General features: G+C 74.2%; 20 protein-coding genes. 8 read left to right on the forward strand and 12 right to left on the reverse strand.

Features of this window, described 5'->3' with window-relative positions; all coding sequences use genetic code 11:
• Positions 1-40: 40 nt before the first annotated feature.
• Together OG989_RS02660 and OG989_RS02665 are read left to right on the forward strand one after the other, a co-directional pair.
• Positions 41-2,875, forward strand: a complete 2,835-nt coding sequence (locus tag OG989_RS02660) for an FtsX-like permease family protein (RefSeq protein WP_327029582.1) — start codon at positions 41-43, stop codon at positions 2,873-2,875.
• A gap of 2 nt (positions 2,876-2,877) precedes the next feature.
• Positions 2,878-3,624 (forward strand): ABC transporter ATP-binding protein, encoded by a 747-nt coding sequence (locus tag OG989_RS02665; protein ID WP_151454578.1) that lies wholly within the window; start codon positions 2,878-2,880, stop codon positions 3,622-3,624.
• A gap of 217 nt (positions 3,625-3,841) precedes the next feature.
• Here OG989_RS02665 and glmM read toward each other — a convergent pair whose 3' ends face one another.
• The 7 genes from glmM to OG989_RS02700 form a co-directional block, all read right to left on the reverse strand.
• Entirely contained in the window at positions 3,842-5,197 is a 1,356-nt protein-coding gene (gene glmM, locus OG989_RS02670; RefSeq protein WP_151454579.1) for a phosphoglucosamine mutase, read from the reverse strand.
• Positions 5,198-5,307: 110 nt separating this feature from the next.
• Entirely contained in the window at positions 5,308-5,775 is a 468-nt protein-coding gene (gene rpsI, locus OG989_RS02675) for a 30S ribosomal protein S9 (RefSeq protein WP_121399850.1), read from the reverse strand.
• 20 nt (positions 5,776-5,795) lie between these two features.
• A complete protein-coding gene (gene rplM, locus OG989_RS02680; protein WP_088998398.1) occupies positions 5,796-6,239 on the reverse strand; it encodes a 50S ribosomal protein L13 in 444 nt (147 codons plus the stop codon).
• A gap of 192 nt (positions 6,240-6,431) precedes the next feature.
• Positions 6,432-7,817 carry a nitrate/nitrite transporter gene (locus OG989_RS02685; protein WP_327029583.1) on the reverse strand — a complete coding sequence of 462 codons (1,386 nt, stop codon included), beginning with the start codon at positions 7,815-7,817 and terminating at the stop codon, positions 6,432-6,434.
• A 125-nt stretch (positions 7,818-7,942) separates the two neighbouring features.
• Entirely contained in the window at positions 7,943-8,236 is a 294-nt protein-coding gene (locus OG989_RS02690; protein WP_151454581.1) for a hypothetical protein, read from the reverse strand.
• Entirely contained in the window at positions 8,226-8,483 is a 258-nt protein-coding gene (locus OG989_RS02695; RefSeq protein ID WP_132230932.1) for a DUF6364 family protein, read from the reverse strand. Before OG989_RS02695 ends, OG989_RS02690 begins: the two co-directional genes overlap by 11 nt.
• A 51-nt stretch (positions 8,484-8,534) precedes the next feature.
• Positions 8,535-9,230 carry a methyltransferase domain-containing protein gene (locus OG989_RS02700; protein WP_151454582.1) on the reverse strand — a complete coding sequence of 232 codons (696 nt, stop codon included), beginning with the start codon at positions 9,228-9,230 and terminating at the stop codon, positions 8,535-8,537.
• 233 nt (positions 9,231-9,463) lie between these two features.
• Here OG989_RS02700 and OG989_RS02705 point away from each other — a divergent pair, with 233 nt between their 5' ends.
• From OG989_RS02705 to OG989_RS02725, 5 genes are all read left to right on the forward strand, one after another.
• A complete protein-coding gene (locus OG989_RS02705) occupies positions 9,464-11,497 on the forward strand; it encodes a molybdopterin oxidoreductase family protein (protein WP_442791938.1) in 2,034 nt (677 codons plus the stop codon).
• A 37-nt stretch (positions 11,498-11,534) separates the two neighbouring features.
• Complete coding sequence (locus OG989_RS02710) at positions 11,535-12,974, forward strand: FAD-dependent oxidoreductase (RefSeq protein WP_327029585.1); 1,440 nt, start codon at positions 11,535-11,537, stop codon at positions 12,972-12,974.
• A gap of 76 nt (positions 12,975-13,050) precedes the next feature.
• The gene (gene nirB, locus OG989_RS02715; protein ID WP_151454585.1) at positions 13,051-15,576 is read left to right on the forward strand and encodes a nitrite reductase large subunit NirB; all 2,526 of its coding nucleotides are present in this window, start codon (positions 13,051-13,053) and stop codon (positions 15,574-15,576) included.
• Positions 15,577-15,622: 46 nt separating this feature from the next.
• The gene (gene nirD, locus OG989_RS02720; protein ID WP_151454593.1) at positions 15,623-15,967 is read left to right on the forward strand and encodes a nitrite reductase small subunit NirD; all 345 of its coding nucleotides are present in this window, start codon (positions 15,623-15,625) and stop codon (positions 15,965-15,967) included.
• Positions 15,968-17,056 (forward strand): uroporphyrinogen-III synthase, encoded by a 1,089-nt coding sequence (locus OG989_RS02725; RefSeq protein WP_151454586.1) that lies wholly within the window; start codon positions 15,968-15,970, stop codon positions 17,054-17,056.
• Between the two features lie 28 nt (positions 17,057-17,084).
• Here OG989_RS02725 and OG989_RS02730 read toward each other — a convergent pair whose 3' ends face one another.
• From OG989_RS02730 to OG989_RS02745, 4 genes are all read right to left on the reverse strand, one after another.
• Positions 17,085-17,708 (reverse strand): GTP-binding protein, encoded by a 624-nt coding sequence (locus OG989_RS02730; protein WP_088998389.1) that lies wholly within the window; start codon positions 17,706-17,708, stop codon positions 17,085-17,087.
• Complete coding sequence (locus tag OG989_RS02735) at positions 17,689-18,054, reverse strand: DUF742 domain-containing protein (protein WP_151454587.1); 366 nt, start codon at positions 18,052-18,054, stop codon at positions 17,689-17,691. The genes OG989_RS02730 and OG989_RS02735 overlap by 20 nt, the downstream gene beginning before the upstream one ends.
• Before the next feature lie 87 nt (positions 18,055-18,141).
• Positions 18,142-18,549 (reverse strand): roadblock/LC7 domain-containing protein, encoded by a 408-nt coding sequence (locus OG989_RS02740; protein WP_067359650.1) that lies wholly within the window; start codon positions 18,547-18,549, stop codon positions 18,142-18,144.
• The gene (locus OG989_RS02745; protein ID WP_327029586.1) at positions 18,546-21,719 is read right to left on the reverse strand and encodes a sensor histidine kinase; all 3,174 of its coding nucleotides are present in this window, start codon (positions 21,717-21,719) and stop codon (positions 18,546-18,548) included. The genes OG989_RS02740 and OG989_RS02745 overlap by 4 nt, the downstream gene beginning before the upstream one ends.
• Positions 21,720-22,164: 445 nt before the next feature.
• Here OG989_RS02745 and OG989_RS02750 point away from each other — a divergent pair, with 445 nt between their 5' ends.
• On the forward strand, positions 22,165-23,346 hold the full coding sequence (locus OG989_RS02750) for an ABC transporter substrate-binding protein (protein ID WP_151454589.1): 1,182 nt from the start codon (positions 22,165-22,167) through the stop codon (positions 23,344-23,346).
• Positions 23,347-23,455: 109 nt separating this feature from the next.
• On the opposite strand, the gene OG989_RS02755 is transcribed toward OG989_RS02750, so the two are convergent.
• Positions 23,456-24,301 (reverse strand): ABC transporter permease, encoded by an 846-nt coding sequence (locus OG989_RS02755; protein ID WP_151454590.1) that lies wholly within the window; start codon positions 24,299-24,301, stop codon positions 23,456-23,458.
• Positions 24,302-24,391: the final 90 nt, after the last annotated feature.

The raw sequence follows: 24,391 nt of genomic DNA on the forward strand, positions 1-24,391 counted from the left end.
GTATCGCGCACAGTGTGCTCAGCACACGGGGAGGCGCGACATGTTCGACATCATCTGGAGACAGCTTCGCGGCCGTGCGGGGCGGTCGGTGGCGCTGCTGCTCGGCGTACTGGTGGCGACCACCGGTTTCGTCGTGCTGACCGGCGCCACCACCACCTCCCGCCTCGACGTCACGGGCTCCGTCGAGCGGAACACCGACGCCGCCTACGACATCCTGGTCCGCCCGAAGGGCACGCGTACCCCGCTGGAGGCCGAACGCAGGCTGGTCCAGCCCAACTACCTCTCCGGCCTGTTCGGCGGCATCACGATGGCGCAGTACGACCAGGTGAAGGCGGTCACCGGGGTGGACGTCGCCGCCCCCATCGCCATGCTCGGCTACTCGACCGCCCCCGTCCCCACCGCGATCGACCTGACCGACGCCGTCGACCGCTCGCTCGACCGGCAGGTCATCCGGATCGACCCGCGCTTCGTCGCCGAGCGCGGCCTCTCCACCGCCCCGGGCCACGCCCGGTACGTGTACATCACCACGCACCCGATCATCCACGCCCGTCCTGACATGCCCTCCAGCAGCGACGCCACCCCCTACACCGACGGCCGGAGCTACCCCTGGGACGACAAGTGTGGTCCCTCCCCGCGCGAGGTCCTGCCCGACGGCCGCACCCACTCGATCTGCGACCGGCGGCATTACATGGGCAGTCTGGGCGCCTACTCGGAGCGGGAGGACTGGACGGTGATGGCTGTGCGGCTGCTGCCCGACGGCCGGTTCGAGGCCCACGTCAACGTCCTCGCGGACGGGGAGGGTCACGGGCCAGGTTACGTGACCACCTCGGACCGGCTCCAGATCAAGTACAACCTGACCGTGCCCTTCCTGCTGGCCGCGGTGGACCCGGCCGCCGAGGACCGACTCGTCGGCCTGGCCGGGACGGTGGTCGAGGGGCGGGCGCTCCGTCCCGACGACTCGGTCGTCGAGGGACGTGGGGGAGGCAACTTCACCGTCCCGGTCCTCACGACCAGCCGTCCCTTCCTCGACGAGGCGCTGCGCGTCGACGCCACGCGGCTGCCCGCCGCACGCCCGGGCGGCGTGCCGTTGGCCGATCTGGAGCGGGAGCTGCGGCGGGGGCCGGCGATCCCCGCCGGGGACGCCAGCGCCGACGTCGTCTCCGGTTGGCGTTCCCGGTTGAGCGGGGGCCTCTCCCCGACCGGCTGCTGCTTCGGCCAGCTCCAGGACATCGTGCAGGCCGGGCCCGCGGAGTACGACCGGTTCCCCGACGGCACCCTGCGGGTCCGTCCGCTCCCGCCGGCCGCACCCGAACTCTACGGTGGGCACCAGGACTTCAACCCGTACCCGCGCCCCTGGCTGACGGAGGACGTCGGTGCCCGCCCGCTGCGCGAGCTGCCGCTGAAGAAGTCGACCCCCAAGAAGCCCCTCTGGCGCGACTGGCGGGCGGTGGGGGTCTTCGACCCACAGAAGCTGACCGGGTTCAGCGACCTGGGCAAGGTCCCGCTGGAGACGTACGAGCCGCCGCGGGCCGCCGGCGCCGACGCCGCCAGCCGGGACGCGCTGGGCGGGCAGCCGCTGGAGCCGAGCGGCAATCCCGCCGGCTACCTCGCCGCCCCGCCGCTGCTGCTGACCAGCCTCGCCAGCGTGCCGAAGCTGCTGGCGGGCGGCGGCAGTCCGCAGCTCGCCGCCCCGATCAGCGCGATCCGGGTCCGGGTCGCCGACGTGGGCGGCTACAGCGACCGCGCCGCCGAGCAGGTCCGGCTGGTCGCCGAGCGGATCGCCCAGGTCACCGGGCTCGACGTCGACATCACCCTCGGCTCGTCCCCCGCCCCGCAGGCCGTGGAGCTGCCCGCCGGGTCGTTCGGCCGGCCGGCGCTGCGGCTGACCGAGGAGTGGTCGGCGCTCGGGGTCGCCTCGGTGATCACGAAGGCAGTGGACCGCAAGAGCGTCGCGCTCTTCGTACTGGTGCTGGTGGTCTGCGCGCTCTTCCTCGGCAACGCGGTCGCCGCCGCCGTCCGGGACCGCAGATCGGAGCTGGCGGTGCTCGCCTGCCTGGGCTGGCCCGCCCGGCGGATCGGCGCGCTGATCCTCGGCGAGGTGGCCGCCCTCGGGCTGGCCGCCGGTCTGCTCGCGCTGGCGCTGGCCGTCCCGCTCGGCGCCGCGCTCGGCATCGACGTGGGGTGGCGGCGGGCGCTGCTGGCCGTACCGGTGGCACTGCTGCTGGCGCTGGTCGCGGGCCTGACGCCGGCCCTGCGGGCGGCGCGCGCCCACCCGGCCGCCGCGCTGCGCCCGGCGGTGGCGACGGCCCGGTGGGTACGCCGGCCGCGCACCCTGGTCGGCCTGGCCCTGGCCAACCTGGCCCGTACGCCCGGCCGCACCCTGCTCGGGGCCGGCGCCCTGGCCATCGGGGTCGCCGCGCTGACCCTGGTCGCCGCCGCCGGCTACGCGTTCCGCGGCGCCATCGTCGGCAGCCTGCTCGGTGACACGGTGTCGCTGAGCGTGCGGGGCGCGGACACCATGGCCGCCGTCGCGACGGTGCTGCTCGGTGCCGCCGCGGTCGCCGACGTGCTCTACCTGAACATCCGGGACCGGGCCGCCGAGCTGGCCACCCTGCGCGCGGTCGGCTGGAGCGACGCCGCGCTGGGCCGCCTCATCGCCTACGAGGGGCTGGCCCTGGGTCTGCTCGGCGCGGTCACCGGCGCCGGCCTCGGGCTGACCGGGGCGGCCTGGCTGGTCGGCGCCCTGCCCGGCACGTTGGTCGCGGTCGCCGCGTCGGTGGCGGCGGCCGGTGTCCTGGTCACCTCGGTGGCCGCCCTGGTCCCGGCCGCGCTGCTGCGCCGGCTGCCGACCGCCCGACTGCTCGCGGAGGAGTGACGATGGAGACGACGACGGGCAGCACGGTCCGGGTCGCCGGGCTGGTCCGGCGCTTCGGGGCCGGCCCGCAGCAGGTGACGGCGGTCGACGACGTCTCTCTGGAGATCCCGGCGGGGGCGGTGGTGGCGCTGACCGGGCCCAGCGGCTCCGGGAAGTCGACGCTGCTGCACATGATCGGCGCGATCGAGCAGGTGGACGCCGGCACGATAACCGTGGACGAGCAGGAGATCACCGCGCTCGGCCGGTCCGCCCTGACCCGGTACCGGCAGCGGGTCGGCTTCGTCTTCCAGCGCTACCACCTGCTGCCCGCCCTCACCGTGCTGGACAACGTGGTCGTGCCGGTGCTGCCCCGCCGGGGGCGGGCCGACCACGCCGCCCGGGCCCGGGAGCTGCTCGACGCGGTCGGCCTGGCCGGGCGGGAGCGGGCCCTGCCGGCCCAGCTCTCCGGCGGCCAGCAGCAGCGGGTCGCGATCGCCCGGGCGCTGATGGGCTCCCCCGGGCTGCTGCTCGCCGACGAGCCGACCGGCAACCTCGACTCGGCCACCGGCGGGCAGATCCTCGATCTGCTACTGGACCTGCGCGACCGGCACGGCATGACGGTCCTGCTCGCCACCCACGAGCGGGCGGTGGCCGCCCGGTGCGACCGGCTGATCCGCCTCGGCGACGGGCGGATCGTCGAGGACGTGGACCTCACCGACGGCGAGGACCCGGCGGCCACCTTCCGGCGGGCCGCCGGCCTGCGCCTGTAGACCCGGCCGGGACGGGCACCGTGGCCGGTCCCGGACGTCGGCGGCGCCATGGCCGGTCCCGGACGTCGGCGTGCCGTGCCCAGTCCCGGACGTCGGCGGCACCGTGCCCGGTGCCGGCACCGCCGACGCGGGGGCTGCGCGGCACCCGGCCGCCGGACCGGTCCGGGAAAGGCGACGGCCCGGGCCGCCGATGGCGAGCCCGGGCCGATGCGAAAGGTCAGGCAGTCGGGCTGGCGGTGCGGACCTGCTCGGCGATGCGCTCCGCGACGCTTCGGGCGACCTGCTCGGTGGCCGCCTCGACCATGACGCGGACCAGCGGCTCGGTGCCGGACGGGCGCAGCAGCACCCGGCCGGTCTCGCCCAGCTCCGCCTCGGCCCGCTCGACCTCGGCCCGGACGGCGGGTGCGGCCGCGCCGACCGTACGGTCGCCGACGGGGACGTTGATCAGCACCTGCGGCAGCCTGGTCACCACGGCGGCCAGTTCCGCGAGGGACTTGCCGGTGGCGGCCAGCCGGGACATCAGGTGCAGGCCGGTCAGCACGCCGTCGCCCGTGGTGGCGTACGCGGGCATCACGATGTGCCCGCTCTGCTCGCCGCCCAGCGCGAGGCCGGACGCACGCAACTCCTCCAGCACGTACCGGTCGCCGACCTTGGTCTCCAGGAGGCGGATGCCCTGCGCGGACATGGCCAGCCGCAGGCCGAGGTTGCTCATCACCGTGGCGACCAGGGTGTCGTCGGTGAGCGTGCCGGCCTCCCGCATGGCGAGCGCGAGGATCGCCATCACCTGGTCGCCGTCGACCTCGTCGCCGTCGGCGGTCACCGCGACGCAGCGGTCGGCGTCGCCGTCGTGCGCGATGCCGAGGTGCGCGCCGTGCTCGACCACCGCGGCCCGCAGTGCCTCGAGGTGGTTGGAGCCGCACTCGTCGTTGATGTTGAGGCCGTCCGGCTCGGCGTAGATGGCGACGACCTCGGCCCCGGCCTCCCGGTACACCACCGGCGCCACCTCGGCCGCCGCGCCGTTGGCGCAGTCGACCACGACCTTGAGGCCGTCGAGGCGGTGCGGCAGGGTGCCGATCAGGTGCTGCACGTAGTGGTCCGCGCCGTCGAGCAGGTCGTGCACCCGGCCGACGCCGGCGCCGACCGGCCGCTCCCAGGCGGTGGTGGCGTTCGCCTCGACGGCCGCCTCGATCCGCATCTCGATCTCGTCCGGCAGCTTGTGCCCGCCGGCGGCGAAGAGCTTGATCCCGTTGTCGGGCATCGGGTTGTGCGAGGCGGAGAGCATCACGCCGAGGTCGGCCTTGGCCTCGGCGGTGAGGAACGCCACGGCCGGGGTGGGCAGCACGCCCACCCGGACCACGTTGGCGCCGGCGCTGGTGAGCCCGGCGACCACGGCGGCCTCCAGCATCTCGCCGCTGGCCCGGGTGTCCCGCCCGACCACGGCCAGCGGGGGATGGCTCCGGTCCGACTCGGCGAGCGTGTGAGCGGCGGCGACCGCCACCGCCAGCGCCAACTCAGGCGTGAGATCCGCGTTCGCCCGCCCGCGTACGCCGTCCGTGCCGAACAACCGGCCCATACCCGCCAACCTCCGATGAAACGGTCCAGGAAAGGCGAACGGCCGGGCCACCTCCCGTCGAGGGGAGGTGAACCCGGCCGTCCGTCAGAAGTACAACGCGCCGCTGATGATCAGCGCTTCGAGTACTGGGGAGCCTTACGGGCCTTCTTGAGGCCGTACTTCTTGCTTTCCTTGACCCGGGCGTCCCGGGTGAGGAAGCCGGCCTTCTTCAGCGCCGGACGGTCGTCCGGCTCGCTGACGATCAGGGCCCGGGCGATGGCCAGGCGCAGCGCGCCGGCCTGACCGGTGGTGCCGCCGCCACGCAGGTTGGCGATGACGTCGAAGGCCTCCGGCTTCTCGGCGGTGACCAGCGGGTCCTTGATCAGCTGCTGGTGCACCTTGCTCGGGAAGTAGGCCTCGAGGTCACGGCCGTTGCACGTGATCTTGCCGCTGCCGGGGACGATGCGCACCCGGACGATGGCCTCCTTGCGCCGACCCACGGTCTGGATCGGGCGGTCACCACGCGGCGCGCGGGCGACGGGCGCCGGCGCCTCGGTGGCCTCCTCGGGGGCAACCTCGGTCTCGGTGATGTCGGTCATGCTGTTTCCTTCGCCCGCGCTCACTGCGCGATCTGCTTGATCTCGAACGGCACCGGCTGCTGCGCGCCGTGCGGGTGCTCGGCACCGGCGTAGACCTTCAGCTTCTTGATGAGCTGACGGCCGAGCTTGTTGTGCGGGAGCATGCCCTTGACGGCCAGCTCGATGGCCCGCTCGGGACGCTTGGTCAGCAGCTCGTCGTAGCCGACCTGCTTAAGACCACCCGGGTAGCCGGAGTGGCGGTAGGCGACCTTGGTGTGACGCTTGTTGCCGGTCAGCGCGACCTTGCCCGCGTTCACGATGACGACGAAGTCGCCCGTGTCGACGTGCGGCGCGAAAGTCGGCTTGTGCTTGCCGCGCAGCAGCGTGGCGGCGTGGGTGGCCAGGCGGCCCAGCACGACATCAGAGGCGTCGATGACGTGCCACTGACGCTCGATCTCACCCGGCTTCGGGCTGTACGTACGCACAGGTATACCTTGTCTCGTCGTCGGTCTGGGGTCGCGCGCCGAGGTTACCGGGCGCGCACGAACGACCAAGCGTACCTCAGGCGGCACGCCTCTGGATGTCGTACAACAGCAGGCAACGATACCCGCCGCCCCGTCGGCAGGTCAAAACGGGGTACCGCCCCCGCCTGGCCCCATGAGGATACATGGCGGCGGTCACACGCCGGTCAGCCGGCGCGGGCCCGGCCGCAGGTAGACCAGCCAGGTCACCCCGAAACAGAGCGCGTACGCGACGATGAAGGCGACGTACGCCGCGTCCGCGCTGCCCCCGGTCAGGAACGACTGCCGGAAGGCGATGTTCACCAGCACCCCGCCGGAGGCCCCGACCGCCCCGGCGATGCCGATCACCGAGCCGGTCATCCGCCCGGCCCGGCGCTGCGCCGCGACCGCGTCCCGCCGACCGGCGGCCACCTCCGCCGTCGTCCGGGCCCGGAAGATCGCCGGGATCATCTTGTAGGTCGAGCCGTTGCCGATGCCCGAGAAGACGAAGAGCGACAGGAAGCCGAGCAGGTAGAGCCCGAAAGACCGCTCCCGGGCGGCGTGGAGCACCAACGAGGCGCCGGCCGCCATCGCGACGAAGTTCCAGAAGGTCACCCGGGCCCCGCCGAGGCGGTCGGCGAGGTGCCCGCCGACCGGCCGGACCAGCGAGCCGACCAGCGGGCCGAGGAAGGTGAGCCAGGCGGCGTCGACCGGGGTCGGGAAGCGCTCGGCGAACTGGAGCTGGAGCACCTGGCCGAAGGCGAAGCAGAAGCCGATGAACGAGCCGAAGGTGCCGACGTAGAGCAGCGACATGATCCAGGTGTGCGGGTCGCGGGCCGCCTCGCGCAGCGCGCCGGGCTCGTTGCGCGCCCCGGAGATGTCGTCCAACCCGCGCGCCGCGGCGAGCGCGGCCAGCACGATCAGCGGCAGGTAGACCGCCGGCACCAGCCGGGGGTACGCGGCCCCCGCCGTCGCCAGCACCGCCAGGCCGACCAGCTGCACCGCCGGCACGCCGAGGTTGCCGCCGCCGGCGTTGAGCCCGAGCGCCCGGCCCTTGAGCCGCTGCGGATAGAACAGGTTGATGTTCGCCATCGAGGAGGCGAAGTTGCCCCCGCCGACGCCGGTCAGGCAGGCCAGCACCATCAGGGTGGAGTAGGAGACGCCGGGCTCCAGCAGCACCGTCATCGGCACGGCCGGGACGAGCAGCAGCAGCGCGCTGACGATCGTCCAGGTCCGCCCGCCGAAGCGCGCCACGGCCAGCGTGTAGGGCAGCCGCAGCGCCGCCCCCAGTGCCGCCGGCACGGCGGTGAGCAGGAACTTCCCCGCCGGGTCGATGCCGTACTCGGGGCCGAGGAAGAGCACCGTCACCGACCAGAGGCTCCACACCGAGAAGCCCACGTGCTCGGCGAAGATCGAGACCCGGAGGTTGCGGCGGGCGACGGGCGCCCCGGTCGTACGCCAGAACTCGGGGTCCTCGGGCCGCCAGTCGTCGATGCGATGCCGGCGGCCGGCGGCCGGCGGAACGACCTCGGCCGGGGGTGTGGTGGGGGCCAGTGTGCTCACGGCGACTCCTCCTCGTCGGGTGCGACCTGGAGGAACGCTAGGAATCCGGGATTACCCCGGGGTGCCCGTCGCGGGTCGGGCGGGAAACGGAGACCGCACCGGGGACGGATGCCGCCGGTGAGATTTCAGAGTTCCTGGAGGATGCGCAGCGCCCGGCCGACCCTGAGCATGGTCCCGGTGTCGGCGACGTCCACGCACTCGGTGAACCACTTCTTCATCGGCGAGGAGATCCGGTCGGGCATCACCACGTACGCGCCCATCGGCACCGCCAGGGGCGAGTCGCGCAGCAGCGCCTCCTCGACCACCTCGACCACGATCACGATCGGCACGTCGGTGGAGTTGTAGACGTCGGAGCTGATCACAAGTCCGAGCCGTTCCCGGGCGCCGTCGATGCGCCAGACCTCGCCCCTACGCAGCACGCGGGCGCCCGCCGAAGAGCGCGTCGTCGACCATGCCCACCTCGCGGGCGTCGGCGAGGGCGGCGGCTTCGAGGTCGAGCCCGGCCCGGCCGACGGCGGCGGCGTGCGCGGTGAAGACCTCGCGCAGCGCCTTCTCCCGGGCCGCCTGGTCCATCCACGCCGACAGGGAGAGCCCTTCGCGCTTGGCGAACCGCCGGGCCTCCTCGATCGTCTCGTCCGAGAACGACAGGGTCACCTTGGCAGTCATGCCGTGGAGACTACCCACCGGTATGACCGGCAGTCATCCCGTCGACCCCGACTATTCGCGACGGCCGCCGAACACGGCAAACCGCCACTGCTTGAAGAAGCAGTCGACGTCGACCAGGCCGGCCTCGGCCAGCCAGCGGCACTGCGCGGCGACCGGCGCCGGCCGGTCGTACGCCATCCGGCCCTCGGCGGCGGCGATCTCGTCGGCGTCGGAGCCCAGCGCCGCGACCTGCCCCAGCCACACCTCGTGGTACCGCCGGTCGAGCGCCGGGGTGGGGCCGGCGACCTGCTCGGCGTTGACGAAGACGCCGCCGGGGGCCAGCGCCGCCGGCACCCGCCGGTAGAGCTCGCGCTTGCCCGCGTCGTCGAGGTGGTGGATGGCCAGCGCGCTGACCACGGCGTCGTAGCGGCCGGCGGGCAACTCCCCCGCCAGGTCGGCCCGGACCGTCCGGTGCGCGACGCCGCGGGAGCGCAGGTGGTCGGCGGCGACGGCGAGCATGGCCGGCGCGGCGTCCACCAGGGTCAGCCGGATCCCCGGCACCGCCGCGGCGAGCAGCAGCGACAGCAGCCCGGTGCCCGCGCCCAGGTCCAGCACCTCCGGGGTACGCCCCGCGGCGAGCGCGGCCCGCAGCGGCGGCGCGGCCACCTCGACGGCGGTGCCGTAGAAGGCGTCGAAGCAGGGCACCAGGCGCCGTCGGGCCTCGTCGTAGCTGCCCGCGACCGCGTCGAAGGCCTCGGCCACGTTCATCGCGCCTCCCAAATGTCAGGATTGTTGTCCCATATTGTAAACGCGAGCCGGCCCGATGCCCGCATGCGGTGTGAGCGGCTCTTGACAGGACCGAAACAGACGGGACCCGGACCGGAAATCGCCCCCCGGCACGCTTTGCCGACATGACAGACGGTGCACACGCGGCGACCGGACCGGGGCGGACGCCCCGGGAGGTGGCGACGCACTGCCCGTACTGCGCCCTCCAGTGCGGGATGACGCTGCGCGAGGAGGCCGGCCGGGCGACGGTGCTCCCCCGGCAGTTCCCCACCAACCGGGGCGGCCTCTGCCAGAAGGGCTGGACCGCCGCCGAACTGCTCGACCACCCCGAGCGGCTGACCACCCCGCTGCTGCGGGACGCGGCCAGCGGCGAACTGCGCCCGGCGAGCTGGGCCGCTGCCCTCGACCGGATCGTCACCGGCCTGCGCACCGTCCAGCAGGGACACGGCCGCGACGCGGTCGCCGTCTTCGGCGGCGGCGGGCTCACCAACGAGAAGGCGTACGCGCTGGGGAAGTTCGCCCGGGTGGCGCTGCGCACGAGGCACATCGACTACAACGGACGGTTCTGCATGTCCTCGGCGGCGGCGGCCGGGATGCGCGCCTTCGGCATCGACCGGGGCCTGCCGTTCCCGCTGGCCGACCTGGGCCGGGCCGACACGCTGCTGCTGGTCGGCGCGAACCCGGCGGAGACCATGCCCCCGCTGGTGCGCTGGCTGACCGAGCAGCGCGAGCGCGGCGGCCGGCTGATCGTGGTCGACCCCCGGGTCACCGCCACCGCCCGCCAGGCCGACCTGCACCTGCAACCCCTGCCCGGCACCGACCTGGCGGTGGCGAACGCGCTGCTGCACGTCGCGCTCACCGAGGGCTGGATCGACCGGGAGTACGTGGCCGCCCGTACCACCGGCTTCGAGGCGGTCCGCCGCAGCGTGGCCAGCTGGTGGCCGGCCCGCGCCGAGGCGCTCTCCGGGGTGCCGGTGGCCGACCTGGAGGCGACCGCCCGGGCCCTCGGCACCGCCGAACGCGTGATCATCCTGACCGCGCGCGGCGCCGAGCAGCACGCCAAGGGCGTCGACACCGTCGCCGCCTTCGTCAACCTGGCGCTCGCCCTCGGGCTGCCCGGCCGCCCCGGCTCCGGCTACGGCTGCCTGACCGGGCAGGGCAACGGGCAGGGCGGGCGGGAGCACGGGCAGAAGGCCGACCAGCTCCCCGGCTACCGCAGGATCGACGACCCGGCCGCCCGGGAACACGTCGCCGGGGTCTGGGGGGTGCCGGCCGACGAACTGCCCGGGCCGGGCGTGCCGGCGTACGAGCTGCTGGACTCGCTGGGCACGCCCGACGGGCCGAAGGCGCTGCTGGTCTTCGGCTCCAACCCGGTGGTCTCCGCGCCCCGGGCCGCCCGGATCGAGGGCCGGCTACGCGATCTCGACCTGCTGGTGGTCGCCGACTTCCTGCTCTCCGAGACCGCCGCGCTCGCCGACGTGGTGCTGCCCACGGCCCAGTGGGCCGAGGAGGACGGCACGATGACCAACCTGGAGGGCCGGGTGCTGCGCCGCCGCGCGCTGCGCCCGCCGCCGCCCGGCGTCCGTACCGACCTGGAGATCCTCGCCGACCTCACCGCCCGCCTCCGGGGTGGTGCCGGTGGGGCGGACGCCAGCGATCCGCGGGTCGTGTTCGCGGAGCTGCGGCGGGCCTCGGCCGGCGGGATCGCCGACTACGCCGGGGTGAGCTGGGAGCGGATCGACGAACGCGACGGGGTGTTCTGGCCCTGCCCGGCCGAGGACGGCCCGGACACCCCCCGGCTCTTCGCCGACCGCTTTCCCACCCCCGACGGGCGGGCCCGGTTCCACGCCGTGGAGCACCGGCCGGCGGCCGAGGAGGTGTGCGCCGAGTACCCGCTGCACTTCACCACCGGCCGGGTCCTCGCGCAGTACCAGTCGGGCACCCAGACCCGCCGGGTCGCCGCACTGCGCCGGGCCGCCCCGGACGCGTTCGTCGAGCTGCACCCCGACCTGGCCGGGTGGCTCGGCATCGACGACGGCGAGCCGGTGCGGGTGGTCTCCCGTCGGGGCGAGTTCTGCGCGCCGGCCCGGTTCAGCACCGCGATCCGGCCGGACACCGTCTTCGCGCCGTTCCACTGGGGCGGCGGCGCGCGGGCCAACTCGGTCACCAACGACGCCGTCGACCCGGTCTCCGGGATGCCGGAGTTCAAGATCTGCGCCGTCCGGCTGGAGAGGGTGGAGCAACCATGAGCGAGCGAATCGTCCGGCAGGGCCCGGTGACGCGGCCGTGAGCGAACGCGTCGTGATCATCGGCAACGGGATGGCCGGCTCAAGGCTGGCCGGCGAGCTGCACGCCCGGGGCGGGGACCGGAAGGTCACCGTGCTCGGCGCGGAGCCGCACCGGGCGTACAACCGGATCATGCTCTCCACCCTGCTGGCGGGCAAGGTCGGCGAGCCGGACGTGGAGCTGGCCGAGGCCGCCGGGCAGGGCGTCGACCTGCGTACCGGCGTGACGGTCACCGCCATCGACCGCGCCGCCGGCACGGTCCACACCGACGACGGCGACCGCGTCGCGTACGACCATCTGGTGCTCGCCACCGGGAGCCGGGCCGTGGTGCCGCCGCTGCCCGGGCTGGACGGGCCCGGGCTGCCGGAGCGGGTGGTGCGGTTCCGCACGCTTGACGACTGCCGCCGGATCCTCGCTGTGGCCGACGGCGCGCGCAGCGCCCTGGTGCTCGGTGGCGGGCTGCTCGGGCTGGAGGCGGCGCGCGGGCTCGCCGCCCGGGGTCTCGACGTCGGGGTGGTGCACCCGGTGCCGTACCTGATGGAGCGGCAGCTCGACCCGGCCGGCGCGGCCGTCCTGGCCGGCACGCTCGCGGGCCTCGGGGTGACCACCCACCTGGCCGTGTCGGCCACCGGGGTGGTCGCGGACGCCGACGGGGTCCGCCTCGACCTGGCCGACGGCCGATCACTCGCCGCCGACCTGCTGGTCCTCTCCTGCGGGGTACGCCCCGACACCGCCCTCGCCCGCGCGGCCGGGCTGGCCGTGGAACGGGGCGTGCTGGTCGACGACCGGTTGCGCACCAGCGACCCGCGCATCTCGGCGGTCGGCGACTGCGCCCAGCACGACGGCAACCTCACCGGGCTGGTCGCCCCGGCCTGGGCGCAGGCCCGGGTGGTGGCGCAGGTGCTCACCGGGGAGGACCCGCAGGCCCGCTACCGGCCCCGGCCGGTGGTGACCCGGCTCAAGGCGACCGGCATCGATCTCGCCGCCATGGGTGACCCGGGCGACGGCGGGGCCGGCGAGGAGCTGACCTTCGCGGACCCGTCCCGGGGCACGTACGCCCGGCTGCGCATCCACGACGAGCGGCTGACCGCCGCGATCCTGCTCGGCGACAACCCGGCGGTCGGCACGGTCATCCAGCTCTTCGACCGGGGCCAGCCGGTGCCGGCCGACCGGCGCTCGCTGCTGCTCGGCCGGGCGTTCGGCGCGGCGGCAGCGGCGCCCGCCGCGACGCCGGCCCTGATGCCGGACGCGGCGACCGTCTGCCAGTGCAACAACGTCAGCAAGGGGGCGCTGGTGGGCTGCTGGCGTGCCGGGGCCCGGACGGTCGACACCGTGGTCGCCGCGACCCGGGCCGGCACGGGGTGCGGCGGCTGCCGGGACGCGGTCGCCGGCATCGTCGGCTGGCTGTCCGAGGTGGATTCGGCGGAGGTGGCGTCATGAACGAGCGAAGCGAGCGAATCAGCAAACTCAGCGCGACGGTGCCTCATGACGGCACGCAGCGGAGCGGAGTGCGGTCATGAGCGGGCGAATCAGCAGGTTGGTCGTCGTCGGCAACGGGATGGTGGGGCAGCGCTTCGTCGACGCGCTGCGCGCCCGTGACCCCGGGGGGCGGTGGCGGGTCACCGTGCTCGCCGAGGAGAGCCGCCCGGCGTACGACCGGGTGCGGCTCTCGGCGTTCTTCGACGGGGTCGGCGCCGAGGAGCTGAGCCTGCACACCCCCGACGACGGGGTGGAGCTGCGCCTGGGTGAGCCGGCCACGGAGATCGACCGGGAGCGGCGGCTGGTGCGCACCGCGACCGGCGAGCACCCGTACGACGCGCTGGTGCTGGCCACCGGCTCGTCCGCGTTCGTGCCGCCGGTGGCCGGCGCGTCCCTGCCCGGGGTCTTCGTCTACCGGACGCTGGACGACCTGGAGGCGATCCGGGAGCACGCGGCGGGCCGGCGGACGGGGGCGGTGATCGGCGGCGGGCTGCTCGGGCTGGAGGCGGCGAACGCGCTGCGGCTGCTCGGGTTGGACACCAGCGTGGTGGAGTTCGCGCCCCGGCTGATGCCGGTGCAGGTGGACACGGCCGGTGGCGCGATGCTCCGCCGGTACGTCGACGAGCTGGGCGTGACCACCCACCTGGGCGTGGCCACCACCGCGATCCGGTCCGGCCCGGACGGCACGGTCGCCGGGCTGGAACTGGCCGACGGGAGCGTGCTCGACGCCGACCTGGTGGTGGTCGCGGCGGGCATCCGGCCCCGCGACGAGTTGGCCCGGGCGGCCGGGCTCGCCCTGGGCCCGCGCGGCGGCGTGCTGGTCGACGGCGCCTGCCGTACCGCCGACGAGCGGATCTGGGCGGTCGGCGAGTGCGCGGCGGTCGACGGCGTCTGCCACGGCCTGGTCGCCCCCGGGTACGCCATGGCCGAGGTCGTCGCCGACCGGCTGGTCGGCGGGGCGGCCACCTTCCCCGGCGCGGACACCGCCACCAAGCTGAAGCTGCTCGGCGTGGACGTGGCCTCGTTCGGCGACGCGCACGGCACGACGCCGGGCTGCCTCGACGTGACGTTCACCGACCCGGCCACCCGGGTCTACGCCAAGCTGGTCCTCTCCGACGACGCGCAGACCCTGCTCGGCGGGGTGCTGGTCGGCGACGCGAGCGCGTACCCGACGCTGCGGGCCAGCGTCGGCGGCCCGCTGCCCGGGCCGCCGCTGGCGTTGCTCGCCCCGGAGGGCGCGGCGGGCGTGGGCGCCGGCGCGCTGCCCGCCACCGCGCAGGTCTGTTCCTGCAACGCGGTGACCCGCGCGGACGTGGACGCGGCGATCGCCGGCGGCTGCGCGGACGTGCCGGCGCTGAAGGCGTGCACCCGGGCGGGTACGAGCTGCGGCTCCTGCGTGCCGATGCTCAAGCAGCTCCTCGACGCGGCTGGGGTGCGGCAGTCCACCGCGCTCTGCGAGCACTTCGACGTCAGCCGGCAGGAACTCTTCGACATCGTCCGGGTACGCGGCATCCGCACCTTCTCGCAGCTCGTCGCCGAGCACGGCCGGGGCCGCGGCTGCGACATCTGCAAGCCGGTGGTCGCCTCGATCCTCGCCTCCCTCGGTACCGGCCACGTGCTGGACGGGGAGCAGGCGTCGTTGCAGGACACCAACGACCACTTCCTGGCCAACCTGCAACGCGACGGCAGTTACTCGGTGGTGCCCCGGATCCCCGGCGGCGAGATCACCCCGGAGAAGCTCATCGTGATCGGCGAGGTGGCCCGGGACTTCCAGCTCTACACGAAGATCACCGGCGGGCAGCGGATCGACCTGTTCGGGGCCCGGGTCGACCAGCTGCCGCAGATCTGGCGCCGGCTGGTCGACGCCGGCTTCGAGTCCGGCCACGCGTACGGCAAGGCGCTGCGCACGGTGAAGTCCTGCGTCGGCGAGACGTGGTGCCGGTACGGGGTACAGGACTCGGTCGGGCTGGCCGTCGCCCTGGAGCTGCGCTACCGGGGGCTGCGCGGTCCACACAAGATCAAGTCGGCGGTCTCGGGCTGCGCCCGCGAGTGCGCCGAGGCGCGCAGCAAGGACTTCGGCATCATCGCCACCGAGACCGGCTGGAACCTCTACGTCGGCGGCAACGGCGGCTTCCGGCCCCGGCACGCCGACCTCTTCGCCACCGACCTGTCGACGGAGGCGCTGGTCCAGCTCATCGACAGGTTCCTGATGTACTACATCCGCACCGCCGACCGGCTGCAACGCACCGCCGCCTGGATCGAGGCGATGGAGGGCGGGCTGGACCACCTCCGCGCGGTGATCGTGGACGACTCGCTCGGCCTCTGCGCCGAACTCGACGCCGCGATGGCCCGGCACGTCGACGCCTACTCCGACGAGTGGCGCGACGTGCTGGAGGACCCGGTCCGGCTGCGCCGGTTCGACTCCTTCGTCAACGCCCCCGGGGTGCCCGACCCGTCCATCACGTTCGCGCGCGAGCGGGGCCAACCGGTCCCGGTGGGCCCGGCGCAGGTCGGCGAGGGCCGGCAGCCGGTCACGCTGGGCATGCCGGAGGTGCGGCGATGACCACCACGACGCCCCGACTGCCGGAGGTACGGCGATGACGATCACGATGCCCAACCCGACGCGCACCTGGACGCCGGTCTGCCCGCTCGACCGGCTGGACCCCGACCGGGGCGTCGCCGCGCTCGTCGACGGCGTGCAGGTGGCTCTCTTCCGCACCGCCGACGGGCTGTTCGCCCTCGACAACCGCGACCCGGTCTCCGGGGCGTACGTGCTGTCGCGGGGAATCGTCGGCAGCCGGGGCGGGGTGCCGACGGTCGCCTCGCCCCTGCACAAGCAGGTGTACGACCTGCGCACCGGGGTCTGCCTGGACCTGCCCGGCGTCGCCGCTCCCCGGCACGACGTGCGCTGCCGGGACGGCCTGGTCGAGGTGCGGCTGCGACAGGAGGAGTGAATGCGCGACGAACTGGCGGGCTTCACCATCGGGGTGACCGCCGACCGCCGGCGGGACGAACTCGCCGCGCTGCTCCAACGGCGCGGCGCCCGGGTGGTGATCGCCCCGGCCCTGCGGATCGTGCCGCTGGCCGACGACACCGACCTGCGGGAGGCCACCCGGGCCTGCCTGGACCGGCCGCCGGACGTCCTGATGGCCAACACCGGCATCGGCATGCGCGGCTGGTTGGAGGCGGCCGAGGGCTGGGGGCTGGCCGAGCCGCTGCGCAACGTCCTGGCGGACGCGTACGTGGTGGCCCGCGGGCCCAAGGCGCGCGGGGCCATCCGGGCCGCCGGCCTGCACGACCAGTGGTCACCCGACTCGGAGAGCTGCGACGAGGTGATCGAGCACCTGTGCCGGCGCGGCGTGGCCGGGCAGGTGGTCGCCATGCAGCTGCACGGCGAGCGGCAGCCCGAGTGCACGCTGGCGCTGGAGGCTGCCGGGGCCACCGTGATCGAGGTGCCCGTCTACCGCTGGGCGCCGCCGACCGACCCGGCCCCGCTGCACCGGCTGATCGACCTGGTCGCCGGCCGGCTGGTCGACGCGGTCACCTTCACCTCGGCCCCGGCGGCCGAGGCGCTGCTGCGCGCCGCCGGGGACCGCTCCGAGGCGGTGCTGGACGCGTTCCGGGGCGACGTGCTCGCCAGTTGCGTGGGCGCGGTCACCGCGGAGCCGCTGCTGCGGCGCGGGGTGCCGGTCAGCGCGCCGGCCAGGGCCCGCCTGGGCGCCCTGGTCCGGACCATCGTCGACGAACTGCCGCGCCGGACGGTCACCCTGAAGGTGGCCGGTCACCTGCTCACGCTACGCGGGCACGCCGCCGTGGTCGACGGCGAACTGCGTCCGCTCGCGCCGGCGCCGATGGCGGTGCTGCGGGCGCTGTGCGGCTCGCCGGGTCGGGTGCTGTCCCGGACCGCCCTGCTGCGTACGCTGCCGCGCGGCGCCGACGAGCACGCCGTGGAGATGGCGGTGGCCCGGCTGCGCGCCGGGTTGCGCGCGCCCCGGGTGGTGCAGACGGTCGTCAAGCGCGGCTACCGCCTCCGGGTCGACTGACGCGACCCGGAGGCGGGAGCCGTCCCGATCAGCCGACCGGCGCCGGGTAGCCCCGGCCGTGCTCGGCCTCGAGGCGGAGCATGGCGTGCTCGACGACGGTCACCAGCACCTGCTTGACCGCGTCCCGGTGCCGGGCGTCGGTCAGCACCAGCGGCACGTCCGGCGAGATGGCCAGCGCCTCGCGGACCTCCTCCAGCTCGTACTGCGGCGCGCCGTCGAAGCGGTTCAACGCCACGACGTACGGCAGCCGACGGTTCTCGAAGTAGTCCAGCGGCGCGAAGGCGTCGGTGATCCGGCGGGTGTCCACCAGCACGGCCGCCCCCACGGCGCCCTTGATGATCTCGTCCCACATGAACCAGAACCGGGTCTGGCCGGGCGTGCCGAAGAGGTACAGGATCAGGTCCTCGGCCATGGTGATCCGGCCGAAGTCCATGGCGACCGTGGTGGTCTGCTTCCCCGGCACCTTGGACGGGTCGTCGATGCCGACACCGGCCGCGGTCATCACCGCCTCGGTTCTCAGCGGGGTGATCTCCGAGATCGCGCCGACCAGGGTCGTCTTGCCCACGCCGAAGCCACCCGCGACCACGATCTTCGCGGAGATGATTCCCCGGTTTCGGCGGGCCCCGGCGGGGTCATAGCCTGCGAAGTCCACTTAGCACCCTTCCAAGGATTTCCATCCGCTCCTCGAACCCCTCGGCGGGAGCGGCAGTGTGTAGCGTCAGCAGGCTCTCGGCCACCATGTCGGCGACCAGCACCCGGGTGACGCCCAGCGGCATCCGGGTGTACGCGGAGATCTCGGCCAGCGACTGCGCCCGGCCCTCACAAACGTTGGCGATGCGGTGCTTGTCGTGCCCCGCAAAGCGGGCCTCCGCAGCCTGGGTCGCGCTGGCCGTCAGGACCGCCTCCAGGGCGATGTCCATCCGGGCCTCGGTCCGGCCGCGGGTGACCGCGTACGGCCGTACCAGCGCACCACGTGGGTCCACGCGCCGTTGGTCCATCGACGATCACCTCCTCTCCCGGCCGGGCCCCTGGTCGGGCACCGGATCCTCTCGTTCCTGGCGACGCACGTCCGCGCGTCGCGCCCGCTAGGACCGCACCGCGTCCCGGGGCAGCGGCACCAGCGCCGCACCGACCCGCTCGACCAGCAGCGCCATCTCGTAACCCACCTGACCGACGTCGCAGCTGCGGGCCGCCAGCACGGCCATCGACGAGCCGTCGCTGATCGACATCAGGAACAGGTAGCCGCTGTCCATCTCGATGACCGTCTGGAGCACACCGCCGGCGCTGAACATCCGGGCGGCGCCCTCGGTCAGGCTGACCACGCCCGAGGTGATCGCCGCGAGCTGGTCCGCCCGGTCCGCGGGCAGGTCCCGCGAGGAGGCGAGCAGCAGCCCGTCGGCGGACACCGCCACCACGTGGGCGATCCCCGCCACGCTGTCGGCGAAGTTGGTGAGCAACCAACTCATGTCCTGCATGGCCGCTGGCCTGTTCATCGACTCGTCTCCTTGGTCGAGGTGCTGTCCTGGTCCGTGCCGGCCGCCCGGCCGCGCTGCACGCCGCGGTGGTAGGCCGACAACAGGCCCCGAACTTCGTCCGGGGTACGCCGGCTGCGGTCGCGGCCGCTCCGGGGTTCGATCCCGCCGGGCACGAGCTGTGCCTGCGGCTGCCGCTTGGGCAGCCCCGAGCGGGTGGTGCCGGCGGTGGCGGGGGCCGCCGCCCGGCTGGCCCGGGTCCAGCCTTCGTCTGCCGCCGTCCGCCAGGCGTCCGTGTCGGACGCGGGCGCCGCCGGGGGCGGGTCCGCGACCGGCGCGGCGGGGGGCGCCGCAGGGGGCGCGGCGGGAGGTGTGGCCGGCGGGGCGGGTCGCGCCGCGGCCGGCGGGGTGTACGACGGCGGTGCCGGCTGCACGGGCAGCGGAGCGGTGTCGGTGCTGCCCGGCGTACGCGTGGGCAGTCGGGGCGCGCGGGGCTGTGCCGGTGCCGGCTGGGCGGCGGCCGGCTGGGCGGCGGGTGCTGCGGCGCTGGGCGCCCCGGCGGCCTGCTGGGCCGCGGCCGACTGGCTGAAGTCGGGGCGGGTGAAGATGGCCGTGGCGTCGTTACCGTGCGACCGGAACCACACCGCCTCCATCTCCCGGAAGATCGGTGCCTCGGCCGGCAGTTCGGCGCGCGGGGTGATCGGCGCGGCGGGGGCGGGCGGGGCCGTGGCGGCCAGGCCGGCCCCGAGGCCGCGGCCGGCGCCCGGGTCGGTGCCGAAGCCGGTCTCCCGGGCGGAGCCGGCGAACCCCGCCGACAGCCCGGTGGCCGGCGAGCCGGCGATCGGGCCGACCGGCAGCGCCGGAGCGCCCGGCGCTTGCGCATCCCCGCCGGGGACGCGCTTGGGCAGCGCGTCGACCGTGGGGTACGCGACGGTCGGCGTACCGACCGAGGGGCCTCCGCCGGCGAAGGAAGGCCGGGTCGGGGGTGCCGCCGGGGGCGGCGACATCAGGCCACCGGCCTGCACCGGGGCTGCGGTGTCCCGCGCCTGCTCCGGGGCCTGCCACGGCGTCGGGGCGGCGGACCGCCACTGGTCGGTGAGGGTGGCCGAGGCGGTACGCCCCGCGCCGGCCGGCTCGCCGAGGCCGGCCGGGGTGAGCGGGTTCTGCTCGACCGCGAGCGGCTGCCGGGGGCGGGTGATCTGCTGGTCCCGGCTGTGTACGGGCGGCAGCACCACCGTCGCGGCGGGGAGCGTCACCTGGGCGACGGTGCCGCCCTCCACGTTGCGGCGCAGCTCCACGCGGATGCTGTAGCGGGAGGCCAGCCGGCTGACCACGGCCAGACCCATCAGCCGGAACGCCGCGACGTCGACGCTCGGCGGGGCGGCCAGTCGCCGGTTGAGCGAGTCGAGCTGGTCGTCGGTCAGGCCGAGGCCCCGGTCCTCGACCTGGATCAGGACGTAGTCCCGGATCCGTCGGGCGTCGGCGACCACGGTGGTGGTCGGCGGCGAGAAGCGGGTGGCGTTGTCGAGCAGCTCGGCGACGAGCCGCACCACGTCGTTGACCGCGTGTGCCGCCACCGAGATGTCGGTGTCGACGGTGCCGAACTCGATCCGGTTGTAGAGCTCCACCTCGGACTGCGCGGCCCGCAGCACGTCCACCAGGAGGGCGTCGTCGCGGCGCGGCACGGCGGAGTCGGCGCCGGCCAGGACGAGCAGGTTCTCGTCGTTGCGGCGCATCCGGGTGGCGAGGTGGTCCAGCTCGAAGAGCTGCGCGAGCCGCTTCGGGTCCTCCTCGCCGCGCTCGATCGCGTCGAGCTCGCCGATCATGCGGTCGACCAGGGTCTGACTGCGGCGGGCCAGGTTGAGGAACATCGCCGAGACGCTGGTACGCAGCGCGGCCTGCTCGGCCGCCACCCGGACCGCCTCGCGGTGTACGACGTTGAAGGCGAGCGCGACCTGGCCCACCTCGTCGCGGTTGTTGAGCTGGATCGGGTCGCGTACCTGCCGGACGATCTCCTCGACGCCGCCGTCGCCGACGTTGCCGACGTTCTGCAGCCGCTTGACCGCGTCCGGCAGGTCGTGGTTCGCCACCGAGAGGGCGCCCTCCCGCAGCCGGCGCAGCGAGTGGTTGAGCGAGCGGGCCAGCACCACGGCGAGGGTCACCGCGACGATGAGGGTCAGCAGCACCAGCGCCGTCTCGATGAAGGCCTGCCGGATGACGTCCGACCGGGCCTGGTCGGCCTGGCTGAGCAGCCGGTCCTGGAGCCGGATCTCGGCCCACCGCATGAGGTCGTTGACCGCGCCGATGGCGGCGGTGGCGTCCTGGGCGGTCACCGGCGAGGTCTGCCCGACCGAGCGGGTGATGTCGGCGGCCACCCGGTCGGCGAGGGTGACCGCGTCACCGGAGACCGTGCTGTCGACCAGGGCGCGCTGGGTCGGGTCGGCGGCCAGGGAGAAGGCGACCAGTGCCTCCTGCTGGCTGGTCAGCGTGGCCACGAAGGAGGAGAACTGCTCCTCGTCGAGCTTGCCGGCGACGAGGGCGGTGTAGACGACCGACTGCTCCTCGGCGACGGCCGCCTTGGCGCGGGCGAACGCGGCGACCGCGCGCCGGGCGTCCGAGAGCCGCTCGTCGCCGGGCAGCTGGGCCAGCCCGTCGCCGTACGCGACCAGGTCGGTGATGATGACCCCGTAGCGGAGCGCCGCCTCGGCGACCGCCATCTGCTGGCGGTCCAGCACCTCCTGCCGGGTGCTGGCGAGCGTCTCCAGGTGCTCGTCGATGGTCGCCAGCCGCTCCCGTACGGCGGCCGGCACCTCGCCGACCCGTCCGCGCTCCGCCCGGTACGCCTCGACCCGCTCGTCGGTGCTGCGCACCCGCAGGTTGTAGGCGTCGGCCTTCTGCTGCGGCGTCGACAGGAAGGCGGCGGCGGCCATCCGCTCGGCGTGCAGGTCCTGCGTCAACGCGGAGACGTCGATGGAGAGCGCCGTCAGCGCCCGGGCCTGGTTGGCGTCGAAGGTGTTCTCACCGACGGCGACGAGTCGGACCGTGGCCAACGCGAGCACCGCGGCGACCGGCACGACCAGGATCAGGGCGAGCTTGGAGCGGATCCGCACGTCGCGGAGCCGGGGCAGCCGACGCCGCTTGGGCTGTTCGGTGTCGCCACTCGCGGGCAGGGTCGTCGGTCCGGTGCTCACGACATCGCCTCCGTCGTTTCTTCCACGCCTGCCCCGCCGACTCGCGCCCGGTGCAGCGGACTGCGCCACACGCGGCACGGCCGCGATTTCATCAGAACTGATCCTGTTTGGGAAGTCGCGGCGGGGTAGGAAACGGTCTGAGGGCTCGCATCCCGTGATCCGGTCAACTAATACCTTCAATTCTCCATGCCCGTGAACAGGGCATGTAACTCCAGAGTGGTCATCCGTGTCGTATTAGTAAGCGTTTGCAAACTTCCCGTTGCCCCACCATGTGGGATACGTGTCCCGAAACGCATCCGAGGCTCCGCTTGACCGCGGGGCGCGGCGTTGGCAAGGTTTTGCAGGCTTCGCGCACACCGTACGGCAGACCGATCCCGTTCCTCTACTGAGGACGGACAACCCGGCGGTGACCGGGTACCGCCCGGGCCGCATCTGGAGGACTGAGTTGAGCCCCATCCGCTCCGCGACCGCCGCGGCGCTCGCATCGGCCGTGCTGGCCACCACGCTCACCGGCTGCCAGTTCGGGGCGGACGAGCAGGACACGAGTCCCATCGTCATCGCCGCGGACCTCGAGCTCTCCGGCGCGGCCGCGCCCGTCGGCAAGGCGTACCAGCGGGCGCTGGAACTGAAGGTCGAGCAGCTGAACTCGTCCGGCGCGCTCAACGGCCGGAAGGTCGAGCTGCGGGTGAAGGACAACCGGTCGGACGCGAGCGAGTCGCTGCGCAACATCGGTGACTTCAGCGCTGATTCCCAAGTCAGCGCCATCATCATGGGCGGCTGCAACGAATGCGCCGTCGGTGCCGTCCGCACCATCAACGAGAAGCGAATTCCCACCATTGCGCTCGCCGCCTCCAGCGCCGTGTCCACCCCGGTCGCCGACCGGCGGTACGTGTTCAAGCTCTCCCCGAACGCGGCCGACAGCGCCGCCGCCCTCGCCGGCGAGATGCGCCGCAAGGGCGTCCGCAAGGCGGGCGTGCTGCACAGCGACGACGCCTACGGCCGCGAGGGGTTGACCGCGCTGCGCGCCGAGTTCGCGAAGGCCGGCGTCAAACTGCTGCGCGAGGAGGCCGTGCGCACCACCGCCACCGACGTCGCCAAGCCGGTCAAGGACCTGATCGACAAGAAGCCGGACGCGCTGGTCGTCTGGACCCCGGCGGAGCAGGCGACGCTGGCCGCCACCGCCGCCCAGCAGGCCAAGTACAAGGGCGAACTCTTCTTCGACGCGACGGCGGCCGGCGACCTCTTCCTCGGTGCCGCGTCCGGGGCGACCGAACGCACCACGCTGGTCTTCACCCAGACCATGGTGATCGACGACGTCATCGCCACCACCCCGGCCAAGGCGGCCCGCCGCCAGTGGTTCCAGGACTACACCGCCCGCTTCGGCGGCTACAACGGATCCTCCTCGTTCGCGGCCGACGCGGTGCAGCTCATCGCCGACGCCGAACTCCGCTCGGGCGGCGAGCCCGGCGAGGTCGACCGCGACGGCGTCCGGAACGTGCTGGAGACGACCCAGCTGGACGGTCTCTCCGGGCCGATCCGGATGACCCCGGACAACCACTCCGGCCTGATGCCGCAGGCCCTCACCACCCTGGTCGCGCGCAACGGGCGCTGGCGCCTCGCGGGCTGACCGGCCGGTCGGTGGTGGACGGGCCCCGACGCACGGGACCGCGTCGGACCAGCGCGCCGGTGTGGCCCGCCGTACCCCGGCGGGCCACACCATCGACCGTCCGAGCGGGTCAGCGGGCCGACGTGGTGGCGCGGACCCACGGCAGGGCGAGCCGCTCGACCAGGGACAGTGCGCTGTAGAGCAGGATGCTCATCAGCGCGATCAGCACGATCGCCGCCCAGGCGGTCGCGGTGTCCCCCACGCCGTTGTACTGCAGGATCTGGTAGCCCAGCCCCGGCTTGTCGGAGTAGAACTCGCCGATCACCGCGCCGATCGCGGCCAGCGGCATCGCCACCTTGAGCCCGACGAAGATCTGCGGCAGCGCGGCGGGGAGGCGCACCTTGCGGAACGCCTGCCACCACGAGGCGTTCAGCGACCGGGCCAGCTCGGCCAGGTCGTTGGGGGTGGTGGTGAGACCGGTCGCCGTGGAGAGCACGACCGGGAAGAAGCAGAGCAGGAACACCATGGTCAGGATCGGCTTCGTACCCCAGCCGACCGAGACCACCAGCAGCGGCCCGAGGGCGATCTTCGGCACCGCGTTGACCGCCACCAGCAGCGGCGCGAACATCCGCTCGACGCGGCGGGAGCCGGCCAGGGCCATCCCGATCAGCACCCCGGCCACCGCCGACAACAGGAAGCCGACCACCGTCATCGTGGTGGTGACGCCCAGCGCCGGCATCAGCACGTCGGCGCCCGCGACCAGCGCCTTCCACACCGCCTGCGGCGGGGGCAGCGACACCGGGTGCACCAGTTGCAGGCCCGACGTGACCAGCCACCAGGCGGCCACCGTGATCACCGCGCCGAGCAGCGGCAGCCCGACGGCTGCCGGGCGTACGCCGGAGCGGCGCGGGGCCGTGGGCCGGTGCGCGGGCTCCGTTCCGGTGCGGACGGACCGGGTACCGGTCGTCTCCGTCACGGATTTCTCCTCTCCTGCCGGCCGGGCCGGCACGCGACGGGGGGTGCGGTCGACCGGGTCGCCCCGGTCGACCGCACCCCCCGTGCCACG

The sequence above is a fragment of the Micromonospora sp. NBC_01740 genome (genome assembly GCF_035920365.1).
GTDB classification, from domain to species: domain Bacteria; phylum Actinomycetota; class Actinomycetes; order Mycobacteriales; family Micromonosporaceae; genus Micromonospora; species Micromonospora reichwaldensis.

What these genes read in the sequence shown, in the direction of transcription:
- OG989_RS02660 (WP_327029582.1), top strand. Translation starts at nt 41, where the DNA reads ATGTTCGACATCATCTGGAGACAGCTTCGCGGCCGTGCGGGGCGGTCG.
- OG989_RS02665 (WP_151454578.1), top strand. Translation starts at nt 2,878, where the DNA reads ATGGAGACGACGACGGGCAGCACGGTCCGGGTCGCCGGGCTGGTCCGG.
- glmM (WP_151454579.1), bottom strand. Translation starts at nt 5,197, where the DNA reads ATGGGCCGGTTGTTCGGCACGGACGGCGTACGCGGGCGGGCGAACGCG.
- rpsI (WP_121399850.1), bottom strand. Translation starts at nt 5,775, where the DNA reads ATGACCGACATCACCGAGACCGAGGTTGCCCCCGAGGAGGCCACCGAG.
- OG989_RS02695 (WP_132230932.1), bottom strand. Translation starts at nt 8,483, where the DNA reads ATGACTGCCAAGGTGACCCTGTCGTTCTCGGACGAGACGATCGAGGAG.
- OG989_RS02700 (WP_151454582.1), bottom strand. Translation starts at nt 9,230, where the DNA reads ATGAACGTGGCCGAGGCCTTCGACGCGGTCGCGGGCAGCTACGACGAG.
- OG989_RS02705 (WP_442791938.1), top strand. Translation starts at nt 9,464, where the DNA reads ATGACGCTGCGCGAGGAGGCCGGCCGGGCGACGGTGCTCCCCCGGCAG.
- nirB (WP_151454585.1), top strand. Translation starts at nt 13,051, where the DNA reads ATGAGCGGGCGAATCAGCAGGTTGGTCGTCGTCGGCAACGGGATGGTG.
- nirD (WP_151454593.1), top strand. Translation starts at nt 15,623, where the DNA reads ATGCCCAACCCGACGCGCACCTGGACGCCGGTCTGCCCGCTCGACCGG.
- OG989_RS02725 (WP_151454586.1), top strand. Translation starts at nt 15,968, where the DNA reads ATGCGCGACGAACTGGCGGGCTTCACCATCGGGGTGACCGCCGACCGC.
- OG989_RS02735 (WP_151454587.1), bottom strand. Translation starts at nt 18,054, where the DNA reads ATGGACCAACGGCGCGTGGACCCACGTGGTGCGCTGGTACGGCCGTAC.
- OG989_RS02740 (WP_067359650.1), bottom strand. Translation starts at nt 18,549, where the DNA reads ATGAACAGGCCAGCGGCCATGCAGGACATGAGTTGGTTGCTCACCAAC.